This is a genomic window from Maricaulis maris (genome assembly GCF_003634045.1).
Lineage (GTDB): Bacteria > Pseudomonadota > Alphaproteobacteria > Caulobacterales > Maricaulaceae > Maricaulis > Maricaulis maris.
The window spans coordinates 387023-412544 of record NZ_RBIM01000003.1; the positions used below are offsets into that span (position 1 = coordinate 387023).

Annotated in this window: 23 protein-coding genes; 15 read left to right on the plus strand and 8 right to left on the minus strand. The window is 64.4% G+C overall.

Going from position 1 to position 25522, the window contains the following annotated elements; translation table 11 throughout:
- The first annotated feature begins 218 nt into the window (after positions 1 to 218).
- Complete coding sequence (gene carB, locus C7435_RS07775; protein WP_121210671.1) at positions 219 to 3476, plus strand: carbamoyl-phosphate synthase large subunit; 3258 nt, start codon at positions 219 to 221, stop codon at positions 3474 to 3476.
- Between the two features lie 55 nt (positions 3477 to 3531).
- Positions 3532 to 4005, plus strand: coding sequence for a transcription elongation factor GreA (gene greA / locus C7435_RS07780; RefSeq protein WP_075188996.1), 474 nt, complete (start codon positions 3532 to 3534; stop codon positions 4003 to 4005).
- Between the two features lie 366 nt (positions 4006 to 4371).
- On the opposite strand, the gene C7435_RS07785 is transcribed toward greA, so the two are convergent.
- From C7435_RS07785 to C7435_RS07800, 4 genes are all read right to left on the minus strand, one after another.
- On the minus strand, positions 4372 to 5541 hold the full coding sequence (locus tag C7435_RS07785) for a saccharopine dehydrogenase family protein (protein ID WP_121210908.1): 1170 nt from the start codon (positions 5539 to 5541) through the stop codon (positions 4372 to 4374).
- Positions 5542 to 5632: 91 nt separating this feature from the next.
- Positions 5633 to 6211 (minus strand): murein hydrolase activator EnvC family protein, encoded by a 579-nt coding sequence (locus C7435_RS07790; RefSeq protein WP_170150386.1) that lies wholly within the window; start codon positions 6209 to 6211, stop codon positions 5633 to 5635.
- Between the two features lie 69 nt (positions 6212 to 6280).
- Entirely contained in the window at positions 6281 to 8263 is a 1983-nt protein-coding gene (locus C7435_RS07795; protein ID WP_121210674.1) for a M23/M56 family metallopeptidase, read from the minus strand.
- Positions 8263 to 8688, minus strand: coding sequence for a BlaI/MecI/CopY family transcriptional regulator (locus tag C7435_RS07800; protein WP_075189109.1), 426 nt, complete (start codon positions 8686 to 8688; stop codon positions 8263 to 8265). The genes C7435_RS07795 and C7435_RS07800 overlap by 1 nt, the downstream gene beginning before the upstream one ends.
- Before the next feature lie 128 nt (positions 8689 to 8816).
- Here C7435_RS07800 and C7435_RS07805 point away from each other — a divergent pair, with 128 nt between their 5' ends.
- From C7435_RS07805 to C7435_RS07835, 7 genes are all read left to right on the plus strand, one after another.
- On the plus strand, positions 8817 to 9773 hold the full coding sequence (locus tag C7435_RS07805; RefSeq protein WP_121210675.1) for a mitochondrial fission ELM1 family protein: 957 nt from the start codon (positions 8817 to 8819) through the stop codon (positions 9771 to 9773).
- A 30-nt stretch (positions 9774 to 9803) separates the two neighbouring features.
- Positions 9804 to 10265, plus strand: coding sequence for a protein tyrosine phosphatase family protein (locus tag C7435_RS07810; protein WP_170150387.1), 462 nt, complete (start codon positions 9804 to 9806; stop codon positions 10263 to 10265).
- Between the two features lie 143 nt (positions 10266 to 10408).
- The gene (gene trxB, locus C7435_RS07815; RefSeq protein ID WP_075189001.1) at positions 10409 to 11353 is read left to right on the plus strand and encodes a thioredoxin-disulfide reductase; all 945 of its coding nucleotides are present in this window, start codon (positions 10409 to 10411) and stop codon (positions 11351 to 11353) included.
- Positions 11354 to 11404: 51 nt separating this feature from the next.
- Positions 11405 to 11971 carry a TetR/AcrR family transcriptional regulator gene (locus tag C7435_RS07820; protein ID WP_075189002.1) on the plus strand — a complete coding sequence of 189 codons (567 nt, stop codon included), beginning with the start codon at positions 11405 to 11407 and terminating at the stop codon, positions 11969 to 11971.
- A gap of 151 nt (positions 11972 to 12122) precedes the next feature.
- On the plus strand, positions 12123 to 13115 hold the full coding sequence (locus C7435_RS07825; RefSeq protein WP_121210678.1) for an aldo/keto reductase: 993 nt from the start codon (positions 12123 to 12125) through the stop codon (positions 13113 to 13115).
- 294 nt (positions 13116 to 13409) lie between these two features.
- Positions 13410 to 14426 carry a DUF547 domain-containing protein gene (locus tag C7435_RS07830; RefSeq protein WP_170150388.1) on the plus strand — a complete coding sequence of 339 codons (1017 nt, stop codon included), beginning with the start codon at positions 13410 to 13412 and terminating at the stop codon, positions 14424 to 14426.
- Between the two features lie 67 nt (positions 14427 to 14493).
- Positions 14494 to 15387 carry a LysR family transcriptional regulator gene (locus C7435_RS07835; protein WP_121210680.1) on the plus strand — a complete coding sequence of 298 codons (894 nt, stop codon included), beginning with the start codon at positions 14494 to 14496 and terminating at the stop codon, positions 15385 to 15387.
- Positions 15388 to 15819: 432 nt separating this feature from the next.
- On the opposite strand, the gene C7435_RS07840 is transcribed toward C7435_RS07835, so the two are convergent.
- Both C7435_RS07840 and C7435_RS07845 read right to left on the minus strand, forming a co-directional pair.
- Entirely contained in the window at positions 15820 to 16287 is a 468-nt protein-coding gene (locus C7435_RS07840; protein ID WP_075189006.1) for a Dps family protein, read from the minus strand.
- A gap of 118 nt (positions 16288 to 16405) precedes the next feature.
- Positions 16406 to 17611 carry a pyridoxal phosphate-dependent aminotransferase gene (locus tag C7435_RS07845; protein ID WP_121210910.1) on the minus strand — a complete coding sequence of 402 codons (1206 nt, stop codon included), beginning with the start codon at positions 17609 to 17611 and terminating at the stop codon, positions 16406 to 16408.
- Between the two features lie 292 nt (positions 17612 to 17903).
- On the opposite strand from C7435_RS07845, the gene C7435_RS07850 reads away from it, so the two are divergent.
- The 6 genes from C7435_RS07850 (at position 17904) to C7435_RS07875 (ending at position 23736) form a co-directional block, all read left to right on the plus strand.
- Positions 17904 to 20147, plus strand: coding sequence for a marine proteobacterial sortase target protein (locus tag C7435_RS07850; protein WP_121210681.1), 2244 nt, complete (start codon positions 17904 to 17906; stop codon positions 20145 to 20147).
- The gene (locus C7435_RS07855) at positions 20144 to 20719 is read left to right on the plus strand and encodes a class GN sortase (protein WP_147422656.1); all 576 of its coding nucleotides are present in this window, start codon (positions 20144 to 20146) and stop codon (positions 20717 to 20719) included. Before C7435_RS07850 ends, C7435_RS07855 begins: the two co-directional genes overlap by 4 nt.
- 98 nt (positions 20720 to 20817) lie before the next feature.
- Positions 20818 to 21612, plus strand: coding sequence for a hypothetical protein (locus C7435_RS07860; protein ID WP_147422657.1), 795 nt, complete (start codon positions 20818 to 20820; stop codon positions 21610 to 21612).
- Positions 21613 to 21628: 16 nt separating this feature from the next.
- Positions 21629 to 22660 carry a threonine aldolase family protein gene (locus C7435_RS07865; protein WP_233350712.1) on the plus strand — a complete coding sequence of 344 codons (1032 nt, stop codon included), beginning with the start codon at positions 21629 to 21631 and terminating at the stop codon, positions 22658 to 22660.
- 60 nt (positions 22661 to 22720) lie between these two features.
- A complete protein-coding gene (locus tag C7435_RS07870) occupies positions 22721 to 23065 on the plus strand; it encodes a hypothetical protein (protein WP_121210689.1) in 345 nt (114 codons plus the stop codon).
- A 194-nt stretch (positions 23066 to 23259) separates the two neighbouring features.
- Positions 23260 to 23736 carry a hypothetical protein gene (locus C7435_RS07875; protein WP_121210690.1) on the plus strand — a complete coding sequence of 159 codons (477 nt, stop codon included), beginning with the start codon at positions 23260 to 23262 and terminating at the stop codon, positions 23734 to 23736.
- 48 nt (positions 23737 to 23784) lie between these two features.
- On the opposite strand, the gene C7435_RS07880 is transcribed toward C7435_RS07875, so the two are convergent.
- A complete protein-coding gene (locus C7435_RS07880; protein ID WP_075189011.1) occupies positions 23785 to 24291 on the minus strand; it encodes a response regulator in 507 nt (168 codons plus the stop codon).
- An 87-nt stretch (positions 24292 to 24378) separates the two neighbouring features.
- On the minus strand, positions 24379 to 25522 hold a 1144-nt coding region (locus C7435_RS17125; protein WP_170150389.1), incomplete at its 5' end, for an ankyrin repeat domain-containing protein.

Genomic DNA, 25522 nt, shown 5'->3' on the forward strand with positions numbered 1-25522 from the left:
CCGGCCACACCTGTAAAAACACCGCTTTCCCGCGTACCGCCGGGACATTGCCGCCTTCTGCACGAAAAGGCGCAGTTTCCCCCTTACTTTCCCGCCGATTCCGCGATACCTACCCGCTTCAGCACCAAAACTGATCGCTCGCACGGCACTCCGTCCCCGGAGGGCCGCGACGAGCGCGCGCGCATGACACGCGAAAACGGGAAAAGAAGGCCACGCCCATGCCCAAACGCAACGACATCCAGTCCATCCTGATCATCGGCGCCGGCCCCATTGTCATCGGACAGGCCTGCGAATTCGACTATTCAGGGGTTCAGGCAGTCAAGGCGCTGAAGGCCGAGGGCTATCGGGTCATCCTGGTCAATTCCAACCCGGCCACCATCATGACCGACCCGGAACTGGCCGACGCGACCTATATCGAGCCGATCACGCCAGACATGGTGGCCAAGGTGATCGAGAAGGAACGCCCGGACGCCCTGCTGCCGACCATGGGTGGCCAGACGGCGCTGAACTGCGCCCTCGAACTCGACAAGCGCGGCGTGCTGGACCTGTTCGGGGTCGAAATGATCGGCGCCAAGGCCGATGTCATCGACAAGGCGGAAAACCGCGAACGTTTCCGCGATGCGATGGACAAGATCGGCCTGGAAAGCCCGCGCTCGCGCACGGTTCACTCGATGGCCGAAGCAGAAGCCGTGATGAGCGAGATCGGCCTGCCGGCCATCATCCGCCCCTCCTTCACACTCGGCGGAACCGGCGGCGGCATCGCCTATAATGTCGAGGAATACCGCCATATCTGCGGCACCGGCCTCGACGCCTCGCCGGTCGATGAAATCCTGGTCGAGGAATCGATTGTCGGCTGGAAAGAGTTCGAGATGGAGGTTGTCCGCGACAAGGCCGACAATTGCATCATCATCTGCTCGATCGAGAACGTCGATCCGATGGGCGTGCACACCGGCGACTCGATCACCGTCGCGCCGGCCCTGACCCTGACCGACAAGGAATACCAGATCATGCGCACGGCCTCGATCGCCGTGCTGCGCGAGATCGGCGTCGAGACCGGCGGCTCGAATGTGCAGTTCGCGGTCAATCCGGCAGACGGCCGCATGGTTGTGATCGAGATGAATCCCCGCGTGTCGCGCTCCTCGGCGCTGGCCTCCAAGGCGACCGGTTTCCCGATCGCCAAGGTCGCCGCCAAGCTGGCGGTCGGCTATACGCTCGACGAGATCGCCAACGACATCACCGATGGCGCCACCCCCGCCGCCTTCGAACCGACGATCGACTATGTCGTCACCAAGATCCCGCGCTTTGCCTTCGAGAAATATCCCGGCGCCGAAGCCAAGCTGTCGACCTCGATGAAGTCGGTCGGCGAGGCCATGGCCATTGGCCGCACCTTCCAGGAAAGCATGCAAAAAGCCCTGCGCTCGATGGAAACCGGCCTGACCGGTTTCGACGAGATCGAGATTGCCGGCGTTGACGACGCGGTCGACATGGACGCCCGCAAGCAGGCCATGCGCGCCGCCCTCGCCATGGCGACACCGGACCGTTTGCGCGTTATCGCGCAAGCCTTCCGCGAAGGGATGACAGTCGAGGAAGTCGAGCGGGCCTCGCTCTATGAACCCTGGTTCCTGCGCCAGATCGAACAATTGGTCACCACCGAGGACGACATCGCCACGCTCGGCCTGCCGGACACGGCGGAAGCCTTCCGTGACATCAAGGCGATGGGTTTTTCCGATGCCCGCCTGGCCAAGCTGGTCAAGGTGGAAGAGGCCGACATCCGCAAGGCCCGCCGGGCCCTGGGTGTGCGCCCGGTGTTCAAGCGCGTTGATACCTGTGCCGCCGAATTCTTCGCCGCGACGCCCTATATGTATTCCACCTATGAGCTGCCGGCCTTTGGTGGCCAGACCGATTGCGAGAGCAATCCTACGGATGCGAAGAAAGCCATCATCCTGGGCGGCGGCCCGAACCGGATCGGCCAGGGCATCGAGTTCGATTATTGCTGCTGCCATGCCGCGTTTGCGTTTGGCGATATGGGCATCGAGTCGATCATGGTGAACTGCAATCCCGAGACCGTCTCGACCGATTACGACACCGCCGACCGTCTCTATTTCGAGCCGCTGACCATTGAGGACACACTGGAACTGATCGAGACCGAGCGCGAGAACGGCACGCTGCTGGGCGTGGTCGTGCAGTATGGCGGCCAGACGCCGCTCAAGCTGGCGAGCGAGCTGGAAGCCGAAGGCGTGCCCATCCTCGGCACCGCGCCGGACGCGATCGACCTCGCTGAAGACCGCAAGCGTTTCAAGGATTTGTTGGACAATCTCGGCCTCAAACAACCGCCCAACGCCATAGCCTCCTCCGACGCCGAAGCGCGCACCGCCGCCGAAAAGCTCGGCTTCCCGCTGGTCCTGCGCCCCTCTTATGTCCTCGGTGGCCGGGCCATGGAGATCATCCGCGAGATGGACAGTTTCGAGCGCTATATCCGCGAGGCCGTCAATGTCTCCGGCAAATCACCGCTCCTGCTCGACCGCTATTTGACGGATGCCGACGAGATCGATGTCGACGCGATCTGCGATGGCACCGATGTCTGGGTGGCCGGCGTGATGCAGCATATCGAGGAAGCCGGTGTGCACTCCGGCGACAGCGCCTGCTCGCTACCGCCCTACAACCTGTCCGACGACATGATCGCCGAGCTGAAGGCCGAGACCGTCGCCATGGCCAAGGCCATCGGCGTGAAAGGCCTGATGAATGTCCAGTTCGCGGTCAAGGACGGCGAAATCTTCGTGCTCGAAGTCAATCCGCGCGCCTCGCGCACCGTGCCGTTTGTGGCCAAGGCGATCGGCCAACCGGTCGCCAAGATTGCCGCCAAGGTGATGGCCGGCACGCCGCTGAAGGAATTCGGCCTGAAGGACCCGGCGCCGAAACATGTCTCGGTCAAGGAAGCCGTCATGCCCTGGGCCCGCTTTCCCGGTGTCGACCCGGTGCTCGGCCCGGAAATGCGCTCAACCGGCGAAGTCATGGGTATCGACACCACATTCGAAGCGGCCTTCGCCAAGGCGGAACTGGGCGCCGGCATTGCCCTGCCGCGCAAGGGCGCTGTCTTCATCTCGCTGAAAGAAGGCGACAAGGCAGCCATGGTCGAGCCGGTTCGCGTGCTGAAAATGCTCGGTTTTACCATTCTCGCCACCGGCGGGACGGCGAAGACCTTCGAGGAAGCCGGCATCCCGGTGACGCGCGTGAACAAGGTCTTTGAAGGCCGCCCGCACATTGTCGACGCCATGAAGAATGGCGAAGTCCAGTTGATCTTCAATACGACGGAAGGCCGACAATCCCATCTCGACAGCTATTCGATCCGCCGTTCTGCGCTTGAAACCAGGATCCCCTGTTACACCACCGCCTCGGCGGCCCGGGCCGCAATTGCGTCGCTGCGTCGCATCGATGAGGGAGCGCTTGAACCGCAAGCGCTGCAGACCTACTCTTGATGGTCAATTAAGTGGAGGCTAGCCTGTCTCCTCTTTCCCGAAGATAAGTGGTCGCATGAACAAGATCCCGATGACGGTCGCCGGGCAAATCGCCCTCGACGAAGAGTTGAAACGTCTGAAAACCATCGAACGCCCGGCCGTGATCGCGGCGATTTCGGAGGCGCGCGAGCATGGCGATCTCTCTGAAAACGCTGAGTATCACGCGGCCAAGGAACGCCAGGGCTGGATCGAGGGCCGGGTGCAGGAACTCGAGGACAAGCTCGCTCGGGCGCAAGTGATCGACATCACCAAAATGTCCGGCGACACGGTCAAGTTTGGCGCGACCGTCACCGTGCTCGACGAGGACACCGAACAGGAATCAACCTATCAGATCGTCGGTGAGGATGAGGCGGATGTGAAATCCGGCAAGATCTCGATCTCCTCGCCGATTGCACGCTCGCTGATCAACAAGGAAGTCGGCGATGTTGCCGAGGTCAATGCGCCCGGCGGCCTCAAGAGCTATGAGATCATGTCGGTCGCCTGGGGATAGTCGGCTCTTTCAATGCGATGACATGCCAAGCCGGCGCTCCGATGGGGCGCCGGTTTTGCGTTTGGGGATGTTCTCATCCGCGACCGGCGCGCCAGCAGGACAAGCCGTCGGTCGGCGCCCGGGCGGACAGATTTACCCTTAATTCTCTTGCCGGGATTCCGCCTCAGAGGGTCAGTCGGGTCAAGGGTGGAACCGCGAAGCGGCCGCTGCGCGGCCCTTGACCCGACTGACCCTCTGAGGCCCACTGGCTGGCATGGGATTTAAGGTCCGGTTCGAGCGTTGCTCGAGTGGCGACTCAGGGCTTGGCCTCGCTTGACGCAGCGCCGGGCCCCGAATTCCGTGAACATCGCGTTTGAGAGCGTGCCCCTACCCCTCGATCGCAAACGTCAGCCCCGCATATTTCTGCAAGCGCTCGATCAACGCCTCACCCATCGCCGGGGCCGTGGTGTAGACACCGCCGGGCGTCACATCGCGATCGACATCGAATGCCAAGCATAGACCGGCTTCGGCGATCATGCGTGAGGTCGAGCCATAGCCCGGGTCTTTCTGGCCAGAGACGCTGGCCGTCATCCGCTCACCGGTCTTGGTCAGGCCGGTGAACATGATGTCGTAGAAACCGGTCTCACGCTCTTCCTTTGACGGTCCCTCGCCCGGCTTGGGCGGATTTTCCGACATGGATTTGTCATTGGCGATCATTTTGGCAAAGCCCTCGCCCTCATCACCCGGCCCGGTCAGGAACATCTCGTCATAGACGAAGTCCTCGCCATACCGATGACCGAGCAAGGCGTTGGAGCGGTGGACATTCTTGGTATTGATCGAGGCCATCACGAAGGGCGCAGCCCAGGAATTGAGGTCCTCTTCAAAGACAATCCTGGCACCGCTGGGCTGTTTCGGGCCTTCAAAGCCCGGCACCAGCGAGAACGGATCTTTCAGCCAATCGATGATTTCCGGCTGTTTGCCGGCCCGCTTCATCGTCTCGGCAAAGCTCGCCGCCGTGCCGCCGGAGAACGTCCCCTTCATCTTGCGGACACGGCCTTTCACCCGGCTGATCGGTGCGGCGGTTTTGGCAATGGCGGCCTGTTGCAGGTGATAGACGCCGAGATCGAAGGGAATGGAGTCAAAGCCGCAGGACAGCACGATCCGGGCACCGCTGGCGCGAGCGGCGGCATCATGCGTGCGAATGATGTCATGCATCCAGGCTGGTTCACCGCACAGATCAACATAATCCGTGCCCGCTTTCACGCAGGCCTCGACCAGCGGCTCGCCATACAGCTGATAGGGTCCGACCGTGGTGATGACCGCGCGCGTACGGCCTGCCATCGCCGCCAGTGAGGCCGCATCGGCACTGTCAGCCACGATCAGCGGTGTGTCCGCCGGTGCGCCGATCAGATCGCGCACCTCGGCCAACTTGGCCTGCGACCGGCCCGCCATCGCCCATGTCAGCCCACCATGCGTGGCGGCAAGATATTCGGCGACCAATCGTCCCGTAAAACCTGTCGCGCCAAAGACGACCACATCGAATTCGCGTTCTGTCATTTTCATCCCCGACCGTTGAATTTCTGATTTGTGTTTATGGAGGCGTGGATGATGGGACGATCAGGGGCATACCCGCAAGTCGAAGAGCCAGTCAGGAGCCGGTGCCGATCCCGGGTATCAAGCGTGACGGGTCATGACGGGTGCCGTTCTCGCGCACTTCGATATGCAGATGTGGCCCGGTTGCATTACCGGTGCGACCGACGCGGCCGATCTGCTCACCGCCCAGCAAGTCTTGGCCGACCGAGACATCGACGGCTGATAGATGCGCATAGAGTGTCGTCCAACCCCGACCGTGGTCGATCAGGACGACCTGACCCCAAGCGGCCGATCCTTGATATCCGTATCCGGCATAGATCACGCGCCCCGCGCCCGCGGCGCGAACCGGCGTCCCGCGCGGCGCCGAGATGTCGGTCCCGGAATGCACCCGCCCGCCGCCGCGGACAGCGCCGAAACGGGAGTAAACAATGCCTTCGACGACCGGATAGGAAAACAGGACAGCGCCCGGGTCCGGCGCAGTGTCATGGCCGGGAATCGCGGAGCCCGGCGGCGCTCCCGCCAGGTCGGGCGCGAGCGGCGTGACCGGTTCTTGTCGGGGAGATTGGGCGCAAGCAGCGATCACCACCGGCGCGAGAAGCGCTGTGATGATCGCGATATTGCGTCCCGACGTCATGCCCCGCGGCCCTGCCATTCAACCTGGCGACATTAAAGCCCGACACTGTTGAACCAAAGCTGAACCCGTTCAGCGCAGGCCGGGCAGACGGCTGGCCGGATCGATGCGCTCGCCATTCCGGCGCAGTTCGACATGGACATGCGGTCCGGTCGAGCGACCGGTTGAACCCACCCGTCCGATTTGCTGGCCGGCTTCGACATGATCGCCGACCTCGACATCAAATCCCTGCATGTGGGCATAGACTGTTTCCCAACCCGCACCATGGTCGATGACCACCGTATTGCCCCAGGCCGGCCAGCCATTCAGCCCCGCCTCGGCGTGGACAATTGTGCCAGCGCCCGGCGCCCGGATCGGCGTGCCACTGGCGGCTGCGATGTCGGTGCCATGATGATCCGACGAAATGTCAGCTGCCGGCGCGCGGCGAGGTCCGAAACGGCTCGAAATTCGACCGTCGGCAACGGTGTGCGTGAAGGCAGGCGCCGGCACCGCTGCATCAGCGGGCGCGGCGTGTTTCCGTCCGTCCGGTCGCGGTGCTGCACGCGGCGTGGCGGCCGGCTCGACAGCCTCCACCTCGGGGGCCGGCTCGAGACCCGGCTCCGCTTGAACCGGGGCGGTCGGCGCCACAGACGTGACTGGATCCGGACGCGGCGCGCGGCTGTCGCCATCCCCCGCCATCACCCAGGAATTGCCGGGTTCAAAATCGAAACGGGTGACATTGCCGTCGTCATCAATCATCGCGTAGCGCGGTTCCTCGCCTTCGTTCGGCTCAAGGAAAATGAACTCGACACTGCCCTCGCCGTCCATGAACGCAACATCGCCGGACGAGCTCCCCTCTCGGGGTTCGAAAATGATTTCCCGACCGTCTTCGGTCCGGAACACCCTGTGCCCGTCAATGCCGTCACTCTCATGCTCATCGTGGATGCGGCCCTCATGATCCGGACCAAAGGCGTGTTCGCCATGAGGGTCCGGTTCGAAATGAAGCTCGTCATCGTCATGAAGTTCCGGGTCGCCATTCGGCGCCGCATGGAAACGCACGACATGGTTCTCGGCAGGATTGTTGAGGTCGACCACAAGCTGGGACCGCTCGGTCAAAGCGGCCTGGGCGCAGGCCACCGGCAGGATGGAAACGCCGGCCAGCATGACCGCCAGCAGCCGTGAGGATGGACGGGCGGAACGGCCCGACAGAATGGCTTTGATACGCATTTCTCGATGTCTCCTGTCATCGGGTCCGAAGGCCGACACCAGCTGGGCCGGGCTTCGCATCATGGTGATCAGCGTCGCCGCATAGGGCTTGCGCTCAGCGCCCCCCAGCGCTTCCAGACTTTCCGCATCACAATCAATTTCGCGCGCCTCATGCAGCTCACGCTCGATCCGGCGCAGCGGCCAATGGAACCAGAGCGCCACCATGAGGGCCGCGCCCAGCAGGCGGTCCTGCTCATCACCGCGGCGGTAGTGGACGAGTTCATGGGTCAATGCATAACGGCTGGCGGCGGTATCATCGAGCAGGTCGGGCGCGGCCAGGATGACCGGATTCCAGCCCGTCAGGAGCGGCGATGCGAGGCCGTCGCGCAGGCGGAAATCCGGCGTCTCGACGCCGACCCGCGCGGCCAGCATGGACAGATAGTCCTGGGCAATTTCCGGCGCCGGTCGGCTGCCGGCGAGCAGCAGCGCGCGGCGACCATGACGCAGGGCCGCCCCTGCCAGGGCGACCAGCAGACCGGCAAGATAGGTCCCGGCCAGGGGCAGCCGCCAATCGATCGCTGCGAGGATTGCGACCGGCCCGGGGCCGGCCTGTGCCCTGGCCGCCATGTCGCCAGACGGCAACGCGCCTCCGGGCAGGGGCGCGTGCATCGGCGCGCTGACGGTGTCGGGAATGGAATAGATAATGGGTGCCAGCAACAGAGGCGTCAGGGCGGCCCAGCGCGCCGTGCGCCACAGGCCGGAACCGCCAGCGCCGCGGCGGGTCTGCCAGCTGGCCAACACCAGTGCGAGAAGTCCCGACAGCAGCGACAGCGCCGCGCCGATCAGCAGGGCTTGAAACAGGCCGGACATCAGCGCCCCTCCCCGCCGGTTTCATCCCCCTCGTCCTTCGCCGATGCGTCGGAAGTCTCGAGCAATCGCGTCAACGCCTCCGCCTCGGCATCCGAGAACAGCCGACTGTTGGCGAAGGTGGTCGCCGGAAGCGGACCGTCCATGTCGAGGACATTGGCCGCGAAATCGCGGATCAGGCGCCCCATCAGCGTGACTTTTTCAACCCGGGCCTCGAACACCGACAGGCCGTGCACGTCCTTTCGTGCCACCAATCCTTTTTCCGTCATCCGCGCCAACAGGGTCCGTGTCGTCGAGTAAGACCACCCGGTCACGCCTTCGATACGACTTTGAACCTCACGGGCTGACTGCGGACCGGCGGTCCACAAATGCTTGAGAATGGCCAGCTCGGCCTGGGAGGGGGCAGTGGTGGTTGTGTTCGCGGGCATCGGCTGGTCTCGCATTTGGGTCACGCGGCTTCGCGCTACATCTGTCGCATGACGTTACACTCGTAGCACGCGCTGTCAAGCGAGCTCGATGCTTGACGCGTTACAACACGCACTTTCTAACTGGCCCCATGTCTCGCCTCACAGGTAAAAGCACGACGATCTGGGTCGTATCCGACGGCCGTCGCGGCATCGAGAATCAGGCGCTCGGCCTGGCCGAGGCCATGGCGCGGCAGATCGACGGCCCGGTCACAATCGAACGCGTCACGGTGCGCAAGGACGGCTTCGTCACGCTGCCGGCGCGGTCCGACCCGGACATCTGGATCGGTTGCGGGCGCGCCGCCATCCCGCTGGCACGTCGCCACAAGCGGATCTTCCCCGACAGTTACTTCATCTATGTGCAGGATCCACGCAGCCGGCATGGTGATTTCGACCTGATCATTGCGCCGCGACATGATCGTCTGCACGGCGATAATGTGATCACCATGATCGGCTCACCCAACCGGGTCACCGATGATGTGCTCGCGGCCGGCAAGGCAGGCTTTGCCACCGAGCTCGATGCCCTGCCCGGTAAACGCGCCGCCGTGTTGATCGGCGGCAATTCCAAGCGCTTCAAGCTCGATGACACCAGCGCCGATTATCTTGAGGCACGGCTCGACGATCTGTTGGCCCAGGGCATCGCGTTGATGATCACGGTGTCGCGGCGAACGCCGGACCCAATGCGCGAGCGCTTCCGAAGGCATTTCGAGGCGGAGCCGGGAGCCTGGTATCATGACGGCGACGGACCCAATCCCTATTTCGCATTTCTGGCGGCGGCCGACTGGATCTTCGTGACCGAGGAATCAACCAACATGCTGGTCGAAGCCTGCACGACCGGGCGGCCGGTCTACGCCCTGCCGCTGACCGGCACGCCCGGCAAATTTGCCCGCCTGCACGCCGACCTGGAAGCCCATGGTGCCGTCCGTCCCTATCTCGGAGAGCTTGCGCAATGGACCTATGCGCCGCTCGATGAAACCGGACGGGTCGCTGGCGAATGCCTGCGGCGCTACCGTCAACACGCTGGCGGGCTGACCGATGCGACGGGGTAGGCCGCAGCGCCGACTTGGATGGGAGAGATCATGACCCTGCAGGATGAAGCCGCCATTGTGGCGCGCCACGACAATGTCTGGCTGGCCAGCCAGCCCGGCGAAGCCGATTTGCAAGCCTGGGCCGAAGCCGGCGCGCGCACCGTCATCAACTCGCGCACCCCCGAGGAGACCGCTGGCCTGCCTTTCGACCTCGCCGCAGCCGTGGCCACGCTCGGAATGCGCTATGTCGAAATGCCGATCGGCGGCCAATACGGGGCCGATCCCGCCTTCACGCTGGCCTTGGCCGGGATATTGGACGACAGCGACGGCGACAGCGACAGCGACGGGGCGGTGGTCATGCATTGCCGGTCGGGCACGCGCTCGGCCCATCTCTACGCCGCCCACCTGATCGCGACCGGCAAAGCGGGGACCGACCCGTTTGACACGATGGGATGGCCGGGCGGACGCGACCCCGGCATGGTTCGCGCCTTGTTGCCGCCGGTCGGTGAATAGCCACCCGTTGATCGCGCCCGGCCGATACGCAACGCAAGGCCGGGCTGCAAAGACGGGCAGGCAAAGCGCGGACGATTGCCTATATAGACATCCAATCCATCATCGGGGATTCGCCCCGTTCTGACTGACTTTGAGGTTCGACCATGTCCGAGACGCGTCACTCGCGCCTGATCATCATCGGCTCCGGCGCTGCCGGCTACACCGCTGCCATTTATGCCGCCCGCGCCATGCTCGAGCCGACGCTGATCGCTGGCCTGCAGCCGGGCGGGCAGCTGACCATCACCACCGATGTCGAGAATTACCCGGGCTTCGCCGATGTCATCCAGGGCCCTTGGCTGATGGAGCAAATGCGCGAGCAGGCCGAAAAAGTCGGCACTGACATGGTCTCCGACATCATTGTCGAGGCCGACCTCAAATCACGTCCCTTCGTGCTCAAGGGCGACAGCGGCACGACCTATACCGCCGACAGCGTCATCATCGCCACCGGCGCCCAGGCCAAATGGCTGGGGCTGGAGAGCGAGCAGACATTCCAGGGCTTCGGTGTTTCGGCCTGTGCGACCTGTGACGGTTTCTTCTATCGCGGCAAGGAAGTTGTTGTCGTCGGCGGCGGCAATACCGCGGTCGAGGAAGCTCTCTTCCTGACCAATTTCGCCTCCAAGGTCACCCTCGTGCACCGCCGCGACAGCCTGCGCGCCGAAAAGGTGATGCAGGACCGCCTGTTCAAGCACGAAAAGATCGAAGTCGTATGGGACAGCGCCGTCGAGGAAGTCCTTGGCGACACCAACCCGCCCGGCGTGACAGCTGTCCGCGTGAAGAATCTCAAGACCGGTGCGATGACTGATATTCCGGCCCACGGCTTCTTCGTCGCCATCGGCCATGCGCCGGCAACCGAGCTCTTCGCCGCCCAGCTGGAAACCAAGGAAGGCGGCTATCTGGTCGTCGAGCCCGGAACGCCGAAAACCTCCATCCCCGGCGTGTTCGCCGCTGGTGACGTGACCGACGACGTCTACCGTCAGGCCGTCACGGCGGCGGGCATGGGCTGTATGGCCGCGCTGGAAGCCGAGCGCTTCCTGGCCGCCCAGGAATAGGCGGGCCGACCACGCTGGACTGCGGCGCGCCGCGGCGGGAGACTGGGCTTCATGCTGGATGATCAGAGCACGACCCGGACCCGCATCATGCGCGCCGCCCTCGACCTCGTCGCAAACGACGGGTTCGCGGCGACGACGACGGCGGCCATCGCGCGGGCAACCGGATTAGCGGAAGGCACGCTCTATCGCCATTTCCCCGGCAAGGATGCACTCTTCCTGGCGATCTATCGGCAGCTCAAACAGGAAGTGTTTGAGACAGTTCAGGCCAAGACCGTGCCCGGCGGTTCGCCGCGCGACCGTTTCGGCCAGCTGTGGATGGGCGTCTGGCACGCCTATCTCTCCGATCCGGCGGCCTTCACCTATGGCCAGCGCTTCGCCGAAAGTCCGCTATCGGGCAGCGAAGGTGTTGCCCATGAGGGGTTTTACCAGCACGTCGCCGATCTGATGCGCGACGGCCAGGAGGCCGGCCTCATCAAACCGCTGCCGGGATCCGTGCTGCGCGCCTTTTTCTTCCCACCCCTCATGTCGATGCTGAAACAGGCCTTGGCCGGCCACACCTGGCAAGCAACAGAAATCGATGCCGCCATTGAGGCCGCATGGGACAGCTGGGCCGTCTGACGGTATAAATCACCAAGCGGCCCTTGCACCGGGCAACCTCGCGCACAATATGTGAGTGAGCGCTCACACGCAGCTTTTACAAGCGTGCGCCCGGGAGCGTCTACCGCCAATCAAACGCCGCACAACATGCGGGCGGCATCGGGAGATCATCATGCTGAAACGCGAAATCGGACACAGCGGCATTTTCGTCAACGCGATCGGGCTGGGCTGTATGGGCCTGTCGGAATTCTATGGCCCGGCCGTGGAAACCCGCGACGGGGTCGCCCTGCTGCACGCCGCCATCGATGCCGGCGTCAATCATTTCGACACCGCCCAGCTCTACGGCATGGGCGCCAATGAACGCCTGCTCGGCGAAGCTTTTCACGATCGCCGCGACAAGGTCGTGATTGCCACCAAATTCGGACCGGTGCGCGACAGGCAGACCGGCGCCTTTCTCGACGTCGACGGCTCGGAGGCGAATATGCGCGCCGCCATCGAGGAGTCGCTGCAATTCCTGAAGACCGACCATGTCGACCTTTACTACCTGCATCGCGTCGACCTGAAGACGCCGATCGAGGAAACGGTCGGGGCCATGGCCAAGCTGGTTGACGAAGGCAAGGTGCGCGCGCTGGGCCTGTCCGAAGCCTCCGCCGACACGCTGCGACGCGCCAACAAGGTCCATCCGATCGCCGCCTTGCAGTCGGAATACTCGATCTTCTCGCGCGATATCGAGGATGGCTCCCTCAAGGCGGTCGACGAGATCGGCGCCTCCCTGGTCGCCTATTCGCCACTCGGGCGCGGACTGCTGACCGGCAGCTACACACCGGACCATACGCCGCAGAAGGGTGACTTCCGGTCCGCCGCGACGCAGCCCCGTTTCGAAACCGAGGCGTTCAGGGCCAATCTGGAACTGGTTGACGAGGTCAAGGCGGTGGCCGCCGCCCACAACGCCAAGCCGGCCCAGATCGCCCTGGCCTGGGTGCTCGGGCGCGGCGACAACGTGCTGACCATTCCGGGCACGACCAAGCTGGCCAATCTTGAGTCCAATCTGGCCGGGGCGGATATCGGCCTGACGACATCGGAGCGCGACCGTCTCAACGCGCTGGCGGACCGGGTCAAAGGGGCGCGCTATCCGGAAAGCCGGTCAAGCAATATCAACGCCTGACGCCGGATCGCTGCCATGGGACGTGTCTGTAATTTAAGGCACGTCCCTCTTGCCGCTTCGCGGCAGCCGGGTAGGGTACGCGCCCAATGCGGCCCGAAGGGTGTCGCCCGTGCACCGAACCCGGGGTTGTCGATGCGTATCATGTCAGTTGCCATTTTCCTGCTTCTCGCAATGACCGGCGGGGGGGCCTCTTTCGCAACTCAAAGCGACGGGCAGACGACGGACTTTTCCCGGTTCGCACAGTCCGATCCCGACTCGCTCATTCACATTGACCACAGTGGCTGGACGCTCGTTTTGCGAGACATTGTCCTGAATGTGCCGCCGATGGACCGCAATCCGGAGCGGTCGCGCCCGATCACCACCGGAACCCGCCTCAGCACCGGGAATCTCAGCCGCTATCGGTATGAAGGCAACCGGGTTGTCTACCATTTGATGCCGGACGAATACCGCGACGCCATCACCACGCTGCGGCAAGACCTTGAAACCCTTCCGGACCGGATCGGCGGCCTGGAAGCGCTCAATCGCGATGAGCAACTCGCCTATTGGTTCAACCTTCACAACGTCGCCGTCGTCGAGCAAATTCTCGCGGCCTACCCGATCCGCAATATCAACCGGCTGCGGGCACCCGGATCCGACCAGTCCCTGTTCGAGGGGCCGCTCCTCACAGTCGCGGGCCAGACACTCAGCCTCAATGATATCCGCCTTCGGATCGTCTTTGAGCAATGGGATGATCCGCGGATCATCTACGGTTTTTTCAATGGGTCTGTCGGCAGTCCGGAATTGCGGCGGGCCGCATTCGAGGGCGATCAGGTCTGGGAGCAGCTGGACGCCAGCGCAGACGAATTCGTCAATGCGCTGCGGGGCGTTGATGTGCATCGTCGCAAATTGCGGGTTTCGCATGTCTATGACGACGCCCGCGGCCTGTTCGACAATTTCGACCGCGACCTTCGCCGCCACCTGCTTGCCTACGCCAACCCGGAAACCAGCAGCCAGTTGATGGGCGACCGTCCCCTGGAGACCAATGTGGCGGACTGGCAGATTGCCGACCTGATCAACGGTTCCTACCGCTGCCGCGGGAGCGGCGGCGCATCGCCCATGTTGTCCTATGGCTGGTCGGAACAGGGCAGCGGGATCGCGAACTCCTGCGGTGTCCTGCCGACAAACGGGCGGCTCTTGCTGAATGCCGTCGAGCAACGCCGCATCGAACTGATCGGCGAAGGTCGTTATGGCGAGGTCTTCACAAACGACCTGCCCTCGCCGGATCCGGACGACACGAGACCGGACGAGCCCGCCGACGACGGCGCGGACTAGCAGGCTCGCGATTTGTGGCTTTCCGGATAGACTGCCCAAACCGATTCCATACGGGGAGTGAGCGGGCATGGACTGGGACAAGCTGAAAACGTTTCACGCGGCTGCGCAGGCCGGCTCCCTGACCAAGGCGGCCGACATGCTCGGCCTGTCGCAATCGGCCGTCAGCCGGCAGATCGCGGCACTGGAAGATGATCTCGGCGTAACCCTGTTCCACCGCCATGCGCGCGGCCTGATCCCGACCGAGCCGGGCAATCTGCTTTATGGCGCGGCGCACGAGATCGCCTCGAAAGTGGCGATCGCGGAGGCGCATGTTCACGACGCCCGCGACGAGCCCTCCGGTGAGTTGAAGGTGACGGCACCAACCGCGCTCGGCGCCATCTGGCTGGCACCTCGTCTGTCGGAATTTCACGACGAGTATCCCAATATCCGCATCCGCCTGATGCTGGACGACCATGAGCTGGACCTGGCGGGTCTGGAGGCCGAAGTCGGCATCCGCCCCTGGCCCTCGACCCAGAATGATCTCGTCCAGCGCAAGCTGCTGTCGGTCCGCCAGCACCTCTATGCCAGCCACAACTATATCGAGCGCAAGGGTGCGCCGAGTACGCCAGCCGAGTTGGATGACCACGCGATTATCTATTACGGCCCACCGCAACTCGCACCGATTCCCGGCCTCGACTGGGCTGCCAAGGCCGGCCGCGAAGAAGGGGCAGCACCACGCCCGGCGGTGATCGAGGTCAATACGATCTACGGCGTGATGAAAGCCGTCGAAGCGGGCATGGGGATTGCCGCCCTGCCGGACTATGTGGCTCGTGAGAACCAGAAGCTCACGCGGGTCCTGCCGGACCTGGACGGCCCGGACTTCGAGGTGTTTTTCGTCTATCCCAGCGAGCTCCGGGGCTCACGACGCATCGTCGCTTTCCGTGATTTCCTGATCGAGCAGGCGCGTCGCTGGCAAAGCTAGCCACAATTCTGCCGCATGATTTTCGGGAAAACAGGGACTTGCCCGATCGCCCCGCCGCCATCCCGACGATGCATGGCAACAATGTGGCTTGCGCTATTTTTTGCATAGCTGGCATGACGCGATAGCACTTCTGTTACCGGCAACAATCGCACATATACACACCCGACGCGGCGATCACGCCGCTCCTCGGATCTCCCCATCTGAGTTTTGTGCGCCCCTCCTCCCCATTTGGGCGCACAAATTTGCGCCGGGTCCCTCTCCTCCCCTTTAGGACCCGGCGCCATTTCTTTCGGGCTTCCCCGGCCCGCATCACAATGACTGCCCCGGCTCCAAGGAGCCGGGGCTTTTTTGTTCGATGCACAGCCAATGGCAGACAAACAAAAGCCCCGGTGCCGGGCACCGGGGCTCTCGTCAACGAACTGACCGGATGGGTCAGCCGATTGTGGAACGCAGCATCCAGGCCGACTTTTCGTGTTCGGTCAGGCGCGGCGTCAAAACGTCAGCGGTCGCTTCATCGCCATGCTCGCCGGCCAGGGCCAGCGCCTTGCGGATGGTGGCGACCACGGTCTCGTGACCCTTGAGCAGGTCGCGCAACATGTCATTGGCCTCGGTGGCCTCACCGCCAGACTTGATGGCCGCAGCTTCGGTCATCTCGGCATAGGAGCGCGGTGCGACGACATCGAGCGCCCGTATGCGTTCAGCGATGACGTCCGTGGCCATCCACAATTCATTGTACTGCGCCTCGAACAGGGCGTGCAGGTCGTGGAAACGCGGACCGGTGACATTCCAGTGATAGACATGCGTCTTGAAGTAGAGCGCATAGGTGTCCGCCAACACGGCCGTCACGGCTTTCGCCATCGCTTCGCGTTGTGCGTCGGTGAGGCCCATATTGATGCCCATGTCAGTCTCCTTGATCGGTCTTGCGACGGCAGCGCCGCCTCTCGCAGGCAGATGTAGGCTATCGGCAGTCATAAATCCAATCAGGATTTACTGGGTCTGACATTGACACGATCTATGGCTAGCGCAGCGATGCACAAAATCTCTGAATACGTTTGCCCGCTTCCGTCAGGACCTCATCCGACGTGGCGTAGGAAATCCGGAAACAAGGTTCGAGACCGAACGCCACGCCCGGCACCGCCGCCACGGCTTCCGCGCCCAGAAGCGCCGCGCAAAAATCGGTATCGGTCTTGATGACCGTCCCGTCCGGCGCTGTCTTGCCGATCGTGCCGGAACAATCGGCGAAAACATAAAAGGCGCCTTCCGGTGTCGGGGCGACCAGGCCCTCGGCGCCATTGATGGCTTCAAGGATCAGGTCGCGACGGCGCAGGAAGGCGGCATTGCGGGCCGTGAGGAAGTCATGCTCGCCGTTGAGCGCTGCGACCGAAGCCCATTGCGAGATCGAACACGGGTTGGACGTGGTCTGCGAGGCAACCTTGCCCATCTCCTTGATCAGGGCCGCCGGACCGCCGGCATAGCCGATCCGCCAACCGGTCATGGAATAGGCCTTGGAGACACCATTCATCGTCAGCGTGCGGTCGTAGAGTTTCGGCTCGACCTCGGCGATGGTCGCGAACTCATAGCCGTCATAGACAATGTGCTCATACATGTCGTCGGTCATGACCCAGACATGCGGGTGGGCCAGCAACACGTCGGCCAGGGCGCGCAACTCGTCACGGGTATAACCCATGCCGGTCGGGTTGGACGGCGAGTTGAGGATCAGCCAGCGCGTCTTCGGCGTGATCGCGGCAGCCAGCTGGTCCGGGCTGATCTTGAAGCGGTTCTCGATCCCGGCCTTGACCTCGACCGGCGTGCCGCCGACCAGGTTCACCATCTCGGGATAGCTGACCCAGTAGGGCGCCGGGATGATGACTTCATCGCCAACATTCAGGCTGGCCAGCAGCGCATTGTAGATCACCGGCTTGCCGCCGGTTGAAACGTGGATCTGGTTGGCCTCGTAGGTGAGGCTGTTATCCCGCCGGAACTTCTTGATGATCGCGTCCTTGAGCTCGGCGATCCCGTCGACATTGGTATATTTCGTCTCGCCGCGGCGGATGGCGTCGATGGCCGCATCCTTGATGTGGTCCGGCGTGTCGAAATCCGGTTCGCCGGCGCCGAGCGAGATCACGTCAATCCCCTTGGCCTTGAGCTCGCGCGCCTTCTGGGTAACGGCAAGCGTGGCAGAGGGTTTGACGCGCTGAAGCGCGGCGGACGGCGTGAATGTCATGATCATGTCCCGGTAGAGCTCGGCTGGAGACAAAAACCCTAGTCCCGCTCGCCCGGCAGGCCAATCCCCCAGCCATGCATGTTCGCCGAAATGATGCGGCAATTTTGCATGGCTCGCGAAGTGCCCGATCCGGGAAGCCGCCCCGACATCGCCCCAATTTTCCCCGCAATCGCCGTATTAACGCCCTGTCACACTCTTGATCGGGGACCAGCGTGAGCTCGGACAGGGAAGCCGGTCGCTCTGCACTCACCCTCGCACCGCGGGGCGACCGGCACATATCGGGGAGGTTCGCATGGCGGCCGCACGCACACACACATCCGCCGGGTCACAGGCCTGGTTTGCACTGACACTCGCCATCATCGTCTTTGCGATTTCGCTGCTGCTCTGGTCGGACGCGAGAGCCGAATCCTTCGCCGACACGCCGGAGCCGACCGTAGTCGACGAAACCCACATGGTGCGATTGTCCGAGATCAATGAAGGCGCCCTCCTGATCAAGACGATCGAACCGGGCCGCTACATCCCCGCCCCGATGGTCGCGACCGACCTCGCCTTCGACATTTCCGGACCGGTGATCCGTGCCACCATCACCCAGCGCTTTGAGAACCCCTCTGATGCCTGGGTCGAGGCGACCTATGTCTTTCCGCTGCCCGAAGACAGCGGTGTCGACCGATTGCGCATGCAGGTCGGCGACCGTTTCATCGAGGGCGAGATCCAGGAACGCCAGGCCGCGCGCCGCACCTATGAGGCGGCCCGCCGCAATGGCCAGCGCGCCAGCCTGGTCGAGCAGGAACGGCCCAACATGTTCACCACCTCGGTCGCCAATATCGGACCGGGCGAGACCATCATCGTGCAGCTGGAATACCAGAGCGTCGCGCGCTTTTCCGAGGGCCGCTACGAGCTGCGCCAACCACTCGGCCTGACGCCGCGCTATATCCCGCACGACAGCGACGTCCTGCTGGCCTCGACCGGCTCCGACGGCAGCGCCGCCGTGCCGGATGCCGCCCGCATCACGCCGCCCATCCTGCCCCCCTCCGCCGAACCCCGCGACCAACTGCGCCTGCCGGTCACCATCACCGCTGATCTCAATGCCGGATTTTCCCTCGGCGAGGTGGCCAGCCTCTATCACGCCACCCTAGTCGAGCATCTTCCCGACGAGACCGCACACATCTCGCTGGCCGCCGGCCCGATCCCGGCCAATCGCGATTTCGTGCTGACCTGGCGCGCCGCCGATCCGCACGCTGCCAGCGCCGCCCTCTTCATCGAGGAATGGCAGGGCGAGACCTATCTGCTGGCCCAGGTCCTGCCTCCGGCCGAGATGAGCGATGCCACCCCGCGCCGTGACCGCGAGACCATCTTCGTGATCGACAATTCCGGCTCGATGGGCGGCGCCTCGATGCGCCAAGCCCGGGCCGCCCTGATCACGGCGCTGGAACGCCTGGAGCCGACAGACCGCTTCAATGTCATCCGCTTCGACGACACGATGGACCAGGTCTTCCCCGAGGCTGTGCCCGCCAACGAAGCCAATATCGCCACCGCCCTCGCCTTCGCCCGCCGGCTCGAGGCGCAGGGCGGCACCGTGATGTTGCCAGCCCTCAATGCCGCCCTGCGCGATACGCACAGTGAGAGCGAGGAACAGGTGCGTCAGGTCGTCTTCCTGACCGATGGCGCGATCGGCAATGAGGCGCAACTTTTCTCCGCCATCGATAATGGCTTGGGCCGTTCGCGCCTGTTCCCGGTCGGGATCGGCTCGGCGCCCAATTCCTACTTCATGAGCCGCGCCGCCCGGCTTGGGCGGGGCACCTTCACCCATATCGGACAGGTCTCCGAGGTCGAAGCCCGCATGGAAGCCCTGTTCACCGCCCTGGAACGCCCGGTGATGACCGATCTCGACGTGCTCTTCCCGCAGGACGGGCTCAGCGAGATCTGGCCGGCCCCACTGCCCGATCTCTATCATGGCGAACCGGTCATCCTGACCGCCCGCCTCGGTCGCCGCGACGGGGTGATGGTGATTGAAGGCGCGCTGGCCGGTGCGATATGGCGCGAGACGCTGTCGCTGGCCAATGCCCGCGAGGGCCGCGGCATCGCCGCCCTGTTCGGTCGCAACCGGATCCGCGCCCTCGAGGAAGCCCGCTTCCAGGGCGCCAGCCAGACCGAGATCGACGCCGCCGTGCTGCAGACCGCGCTCGATTTCGACCTCGTCTCCCGCCTGACGAGCCTGGTCGCCGTCGATGTCACCCCGGCCCGCCCGGAAGACACGCCGCTCGCCTCGCAAGACGTCCCGGCGATGATCCCGGACGGCTGGGATTTCGGCGCCGTCGCCCAGCGGCCAGCCGCAAATCAGCTCCAGGCGCTGCTGAACCGGTCGCGGCTGGACGTGCGCGCCGCCCCTGCTGCCGGTGGCGAGGCCGAACGCTCCAGCGGACTGGCCCTGCCGGCCACAGCCACACCGCGCGAGATCCTGATGGGGCTCGGCGCGTTGATGATGATCCTCGCCCTGATCTGGCTGGTCACCCGCCGCGAGGAGCGCTTGTGGTGACCGTCAAACCAACCCGCCTTTTCGCCCTTGGCCTGTTGGCCGCCGGTCTCTGCGTTTTCGCACAAGGTGCCTGGATGGGGGTTAAGGCCGATATTGCGCAGGTCCTCCTCGCACAGTCCTGGACCCGCGCAATCGACGGGGAGTCCGCGTCCACACCATGGCCCTGGGCCGATTTTCGGCCCGTGGCGCGGCTCTCCGTCCCGTCTCTCGGCGAACACGCCATTGTCCTGTCCGACGGCGGCGGCGAAAGCCTCGCCTTCGGACCGGCCCTGCTCGACGCCTCGGCGCGCCCCGGCGCGCCGGGGGTCAGCGTGATCGCCGCCCACCGCGATACCCACTTTGCCTTCCTGGAACGCGTGGCGACCGGTGACCTGATCGTGATCGAACAACCCGGCGCAGCACCGCTGCGCTTCCGGGTCACCGGCATGGAAATCGTCGATGCCGCCCGCTCGGGGATCGAACCGGCACTCGGTCCGTCCCGGCTGGCCCTGGTCACCTGCTGGCCTTTCGGCAGCCTGACCCCCGGCCCGGACCGCTATATTGTCTGGGCCGACGCAGAAACCGCAATCTGAGCTGGTCTTTTCCCGCCCGCCCCTCTGGCGTCAGCCACGCAGCTGGTCTAAGCAGGATGCGTGACGGCGGGGGCCGAGCGAAAGGATAACCGGGCGTGGTGTTTTCATCGCCCCTTTCCGAAGCCTTGCGCCGCCGTCTGACCGCCGGCGCGTCTGCGCTTGCCGTCAACCTCCTCATCATCGCCGGCCTTCTCTTCCTGCCGCGACCGGATGCGCCCCCCGTCGCGCATGAAGTGCTCGACATCGTCTTCGTCCAACTGCCCGAACCGGTCATTATTCCAGCGCCAGAACCCGTCATTGAGCCGGAACCAGAGCCGGAAAACGCGCCAGAGCCTGAGCCAGAGCCGGAGCCAGACCCTGCGCCGGTACCGGAACCAGAGACGGAAACAATCCCCGAACCGACCCCGGCCCCGGCGCCCGAAGCCGAGCCCGTCGCGGAACCTGCTGACACCGCGATGGCAGACCCCACCCAACCCGGCGACGCCGTTGAGGCGCCGCATATCCTCAGCGACACCAATCCGTTCAATGATAACCGCGCCGCCGTGCCCTTTCCCAACGGGTCCGGGAGCACACAATACGCGGTGCGCTCGGTCTTCTGCCTGTCGACCTCGGATGCCAATCGCCGGGCGCTGGCCTGCACACCGTCGGACGGCAGTGAAGGCCTGCCGATGCTGCAATTTGCCAGCGAGGAAAACATCGCCAAGGCCGAGGCCGCCTTTACCCAGATCACCGCTGACCAGATCCGCGCCCTGTTCGAGCGCAACGCCTATCCCGGCCGGGATCTGGGCGGGCAGGCAACCCTTGCCGATGCCAGCGGGCGGCCGACCTCCTCCGCCGACCAGATGCGCGACGGCCTGCCGCCACTGATCCCCGATCCCGCCTTCGGCGATTGACGCAGCGGCGCCGGACTTGTCCATTGCGGACATGAATTTCCTGTCCGACACCACCGCTCCCGCCCATCCCGCCCTGATCGACGCCATCGCGGCAGCAAACCGGGATTTCGCGCCCTCCTATGGCGCCGACCCCCTGACCGCCCAGGTCGAGGCACGGCTGAAGGCGGTTTTCGAGACCGACCTGAAACTCCTCTTCGCGGTTTCGGGCACCGCGTCCAACGCGCTGGCCCTGTCCGTCCTCTGCCCGTCGCATGGCGCCATCCTGTGCCATGACGAGGCCCATATTCACCGCGATGAGCGGGGCGCCCCGGAATTCTTCACCGGCGGCGGCAAGCTGATCCCGCTGAAGGGCGCACACGCGAAGATCGACCTTGCGGAACTCGACCGCGCCCTGGCCGAAATTCCCGAGGGATTTGTCCACACCAGCCCGGTGCGGGTCCTGTCCCTCTCCAATCTGTCCGAGAGCGGCACCGCCTATTCGCCGGCCGAAATCGACGAACGGGCCGGTCGCCTGCAGGATCGACCGGCTTTCGTGCATATGGACGGGGCCCGCTTCGCCAATGCCCTGGTCACGCTTGGCTGTACACCGGCCGAACTGACCTGGAAGGCCGGCATTGATGCGCTGTGTTTCGGCGCCACCAAGAATGGTGCCCTCGGAGCCGAGGCGGTCATCCTCTTCCCCTCCGTCATGGACCGGTTCGAGGAGTTGCAGGCACGCCAGAAGCGGGCCGGGCATATGGCCCCGAAAATGCGCTTCATGGCGGCCCAGTTCGACGCCTGGCTGGCTGATGATCTCTGGCTGGACCTCGCCCGCACGGCGAATGACCGGGCCCGGGCACTGGCGGCAGACTTTCGCAACATCGACGGCGCCGAGGTTCTGCATCCGGTCGATGGCAACGAGATCTTCGTCCGCCTCGACGACGCCCTCGCCGCACGCCTACGCAGCGCCGGTGCGCAATTCTACCAATGGCCAGACGGCTCGGCCCGTTTCGTGACCAGCTGGTGCACCACCGAGGCGGAGATCGCATCGGCACTCGGCGCGCTCTGACACCACTTGCGGCAGCAGAACAAAACGAGTACACTTCCTGCGTGCAATCGGGAGGTCCGCATGTCGACCGAGTGGGGAGTGCTGTTTCATCTCGATGCGGTCCGCTTTGACGCCTGGGGCCGCGCCCTGATCGCCGACAGGCTCGCTGCCCGTCGCATGCAGGGCCTGCTGACCGAAGCCGATGCCATCGCCTGCCGCTCCGGTTGCGGCGCCCCGCTGAGTTGCGACACGGCGCTCATCCTGCGTGAGGAATTGACCGGGGTCGGGCCGGACCTGCTGGTCAACAATGCCGACTTCGCGACCATTATCCGCAAGCGCAAGGCGGTCGGCGCCGAGGAGGCGGTGATCGTGTTTTCGCTTTATCGGCGATATCCGACGACCCAGGAGTCGCTGGAGCGGGCCTGACATGGAGACATCCGCGCTCGGGCGCCATGGCTGACAGTTCGAGACCCCCGTCCCGCCAGGGCGGGCGTGGGCCCGTATCGCGACTACCGTCTGCGCAGCGGTGCCCGCCGGGCCGGGCGCCGAACGTCGCCAGTTCAAGAAATCTTAGCGCCTGGCGTGCCAACCTTCCGGCCAGCAACCGGAGAGAGACATCCATGTTACCGATGATCGCCCTTGCAACCGCCCTGTCATCGGCCACGTTCGCCCCGGCCGACACGCCGGCAGCTGTGCTCAACGCGCTGAAACCTGTCGGCTCCAAACTCTTGCAAGATGAGTCTGCCCGCAGCCTCACGATTGAGGCCGACCTCAGACCGTTCGCCGCGCTGAGTCTGGACGATTTCGACCTGAGAAACGGTGAGTGGGAGCAGCCCCCCATGCGGTTTGCCTTCCAGATGGGCGAACCCCTGTCTTACACGGCCAGTACCACAGACACGAACGCCGCCATGTTCGGAAATTTGAATTTCTCGGTTTCTGAGGGTGCCGCGCTCAGGATCGATTTCGTGTGGGACCCTTCCGGTGCCCCCTCGTGCACAGTCAGTGGCCGAAATCTTGATCCACTCCCTGTAGAGGCTGAGCTGATCGATTCGACGCGCTTTTCCACGACTTGCAGGGTCGCGGTTGAAGGCCGCTAAACCATTCGCCGACCAAGGCGGCGAGGCATGGTCGGCGCCGTCCTGGGTTTAGCTCGCCGACTTTTCCTCATCACCGTCGCGGCGCCACGGGCCGGCATAGCGCGGGTCCTGGCGACGCCGGCGGTCGGGACCGAAATAGGTCGGCGCCTTGATGAAGCGGCGCGGCCGCTCGATCAGCGCCGAGATGCGATGAAACAGGTCCACCGGACGCACCGGCTTGGCCAGATACTCATTCACCCCGGCATTGATCGCCTCGATCACCTTGGAGCGGTCGGTGTGGCCGGTGACCATCACGATGGGCAGGTATTTATTGGCACTGTCCGAGGCCGTGCGCACCAGGCGGGTAAATTCCAGCCCGTTCAGATCGCCCAGCATGTAGTCAACCAGGGCAAAGTCCGGATTGACATCGCGCATGGTCTCGAACGCATCCGCCGCGTCGCGCACTTCCACAATCGTGCGCACGCCAAACCCCTGCAGGATCGTACGCAGGATGGTCGACATGTGCGCATTGTCCTCAACGATGAGAACGCGGATGCGGTCAAAACTGCCGGACATGAATTCTCGCAATCGCGAAAGGGAATCAACGGACACCCCGATTGTGCACCGCCCGCCTTAACCAAGTCTTGACCGGACGGGGCAGGCTCAGTCGAGGCTTTCGAGGTAGGTTGTGATGTCGGTTGCCTCGATGCGGCGGGCGTAGTCGAGCGCGGTGCCGAGGTCAGTTTGCCGTATAGCGCGATCCGCGCCAGCCTCGAACAGAAGCCGGACACAGGCGAGGTCCCGGCTGTGAACGGCGGCAAGCAGCGGGAAATTCCCGCCCTGCTCATTGACCCGGTGCGCCTCGGCGCCCGCCGCCAGCAAGGCCTCGACAATCGCGCCATGTCCCTCCTGCGACCCCAGCAGCAGCGGGAAAGTCCCGTTCTGCTCATTGACCCGGTGCGCCTCGGCGCCCGCCGCCAGCAAGGCCTCGACAATCGCGCGGTGCCCGTTCTGCGACGCCATCAGCAACGGGAAATTCCCGCTCTGCTCATTGACCCGGTTCGCCTCGGCACCCGCCGCCAGCAAGGCCGCGACAATCGCGCCATGTCCCTCCTGTGATGCCTGCAGCAGCGGGAAGGTCCCGGTCTGCTCATTGACCCGGTTCGCCTCGGCGCCCGCCGCCAGCAAGGCCGCGACAATCGCGACATGCCCCTCCTGCGACGCCATCAGCAGCGGGAAATTCCCGCTCTGCTCCTGGACCCGGTTCACCTCAGCGCCCGCCGCCAGCAAGGCCACGACAATCGCGCCATGCCCCTCCTGCGACGCCATCAGCAGCGGGAAGGTCCCGGTCTGCTCATTGACCCGGTTCACCTCGGCGCCCGCCGCCAGCAAGGCCGCGACAATCGCGACATGCCCCTCCTGCGACGCCATCAGCAGCGGGAAGCCTCCGTCCTGTTCATCGGTCTGGTTCGCCTCGGCGCCCGCCGCCAGCAAGGCCTCGACAATCGCGCCATGCCCCTCCTGCGATGCCATCAGCAGAGGGAAAGCCCCGCTCTGCTCATCGACCCGGTTCGCCTGGGCGCCCGCCGCCAGCAAGGCCGCGACAATCGCGACATGCCCCTCCTGCGACGCCATCAGCAGCGGGAAATTCCCGCTCTGCTCATGGACCCGGTTCACCTCAGCGCCCGCCGCCAGCAAGGCCACGACAATCGCGCCATGCCCCTCCTGCGACGCCATCAGCAGCGGGAAGGTCCCGGTCTGCTCATTGACCCGGTTCACCTCGGCGCCCGCCGCCAGCAAGGCCTCG

What these genes read in the sequence shown, in the direction of transcription:
- C7435_RS07820 (WP_075189002.1), top strand. Translation starts at nt 11,405, where the DNA reads ATGCTGGATGATCAGAGCACGACCCGGACCCGCATCATGCGCGCCGCC.
- C7435_RS07870 (WP_121210689.1), top strand. Translation starts at nt 22,721, where the DNA reads ATGTCGACCGAGTGGGGAGTGCTGTTTCATCTCGATGCGGTCCGCTTT.
- C7435_RS07880 (WP_075189011.1), bottom strand. Translation starts at nt 24,291, where the DNA reads ATGTCCGGCAGTTTTGACCGCATCCGCGTTCTCATCGTTGAGGACAAT.
- C7435_RS07825 (WP_121210678.1), top strand. Translation starts at nt 12,123, where the DNA reads ATGCTGAAACGCGAAATCGGACACAGCGGCATTTTCGTCAACGCGATC.
- C7435_RS07835 (WP_121210680.1), top strand. Translation starts at nt 14,494, where the DNA reads ATGGACTGGGACAAGCTGAAAACGTTTCACGCGGCTGCGCAGGCCGGC.
- C7435_RS07790 (WP_170150386.1), bottom strand. Translation starts at nt 6,211, where the DNA reads ATGACGTCGGGACGCAATATCGCGATCATCACAGCGCTTCTCGCGCCG.
- C7435_RS07800 (WP_075189109.1), bottom strand. Translation starts at nt 8,688, where the DNA reads ATGCCCGCGAACACAACCACCACTGCCCCCTCCCAGGCCGAGCTGGCC.
- greA (WP_075188996.1), top strand. Translation starts at nt 3,532, where the DNA reads ATGAACAAGATCCCGATGACGGTCGCCGGGCAAATCGCCCTCGACGAA.
- C7435_RS07840 (WP_075189006.1), bottom strand. Translation starts at nt 16,287, where the DNA reads ATGGGCATCAATATGGGCCTCACCGACGCACAACGCGAAGCGATGGCG.
- C7435_RS07795 (WP_121210674.1), bottom strand. Translation starts at nt 8,263, where the DNA reads ATGTCCGGCCTGTTTCAAGCCCTGCTGATCGGCGCGGCGCTGTCGCTG.
- C7435_RS07810 (WP_170150387.1), top strand. Translation starts at nt 9,804, where the DNA reads ATGACCCTGCAGGATGAAGCCGCCATTGTGGCGCGCCACGACAATGTC.
- trxB (WP_075189001.1), top strand. Translation starts at nt 10,409, where the DNA reads ATGTCCGAGACGCGTCACTCGCGCCTGATCATCATCGGCTCCGGCGCT.
- C7435_RS07850 (WP_121210681.1), top strand. Translation starts at nt 17,904, where the DNA reads ATGGCGGCCGCACGCACACACACATCCGCCGGGTCACAGGCCTGGTTT.
- C7435_RS07785 (WP_121210908.1), bottom strand. Translation starts at nt 5,541, where the DNA reads ATGACAGAACGCGAATTCGATGTGGTCGTCTTTGGCGCGACAGGTTTT.
- C7435_RS07805 (WP_121210675.1), top strand. Translation starts at nt 8,817, where the DNA reads ATGTCTCGCCTCACAGGTAAAAGCACGACGATCTGGGTCGTATCCGAC.
- C7435_RS07845 (WP_121210910.1), bottom strand. Translation starts at nt 17,611, where the DNA reads ATGACATTCACGCCGTCCGCCGCGCTTCAGCGCGTCAAACCCTCTGCC.
- C7435_RS07875 (WP_121210690.1), top strand. Translation starts at nt 23,260, where the DNA reads ATGTTACCGATGATCGCCCTTGCAACCGCCCTGTCATCGGCCACGTTC.
- carB (WP_121210671.1), top strand. Translation starts at nt 219, where the DNA reads ATGCCCAAACGCAACGACATCCAGTCCATCCTGATCATCGGCGCCGGC.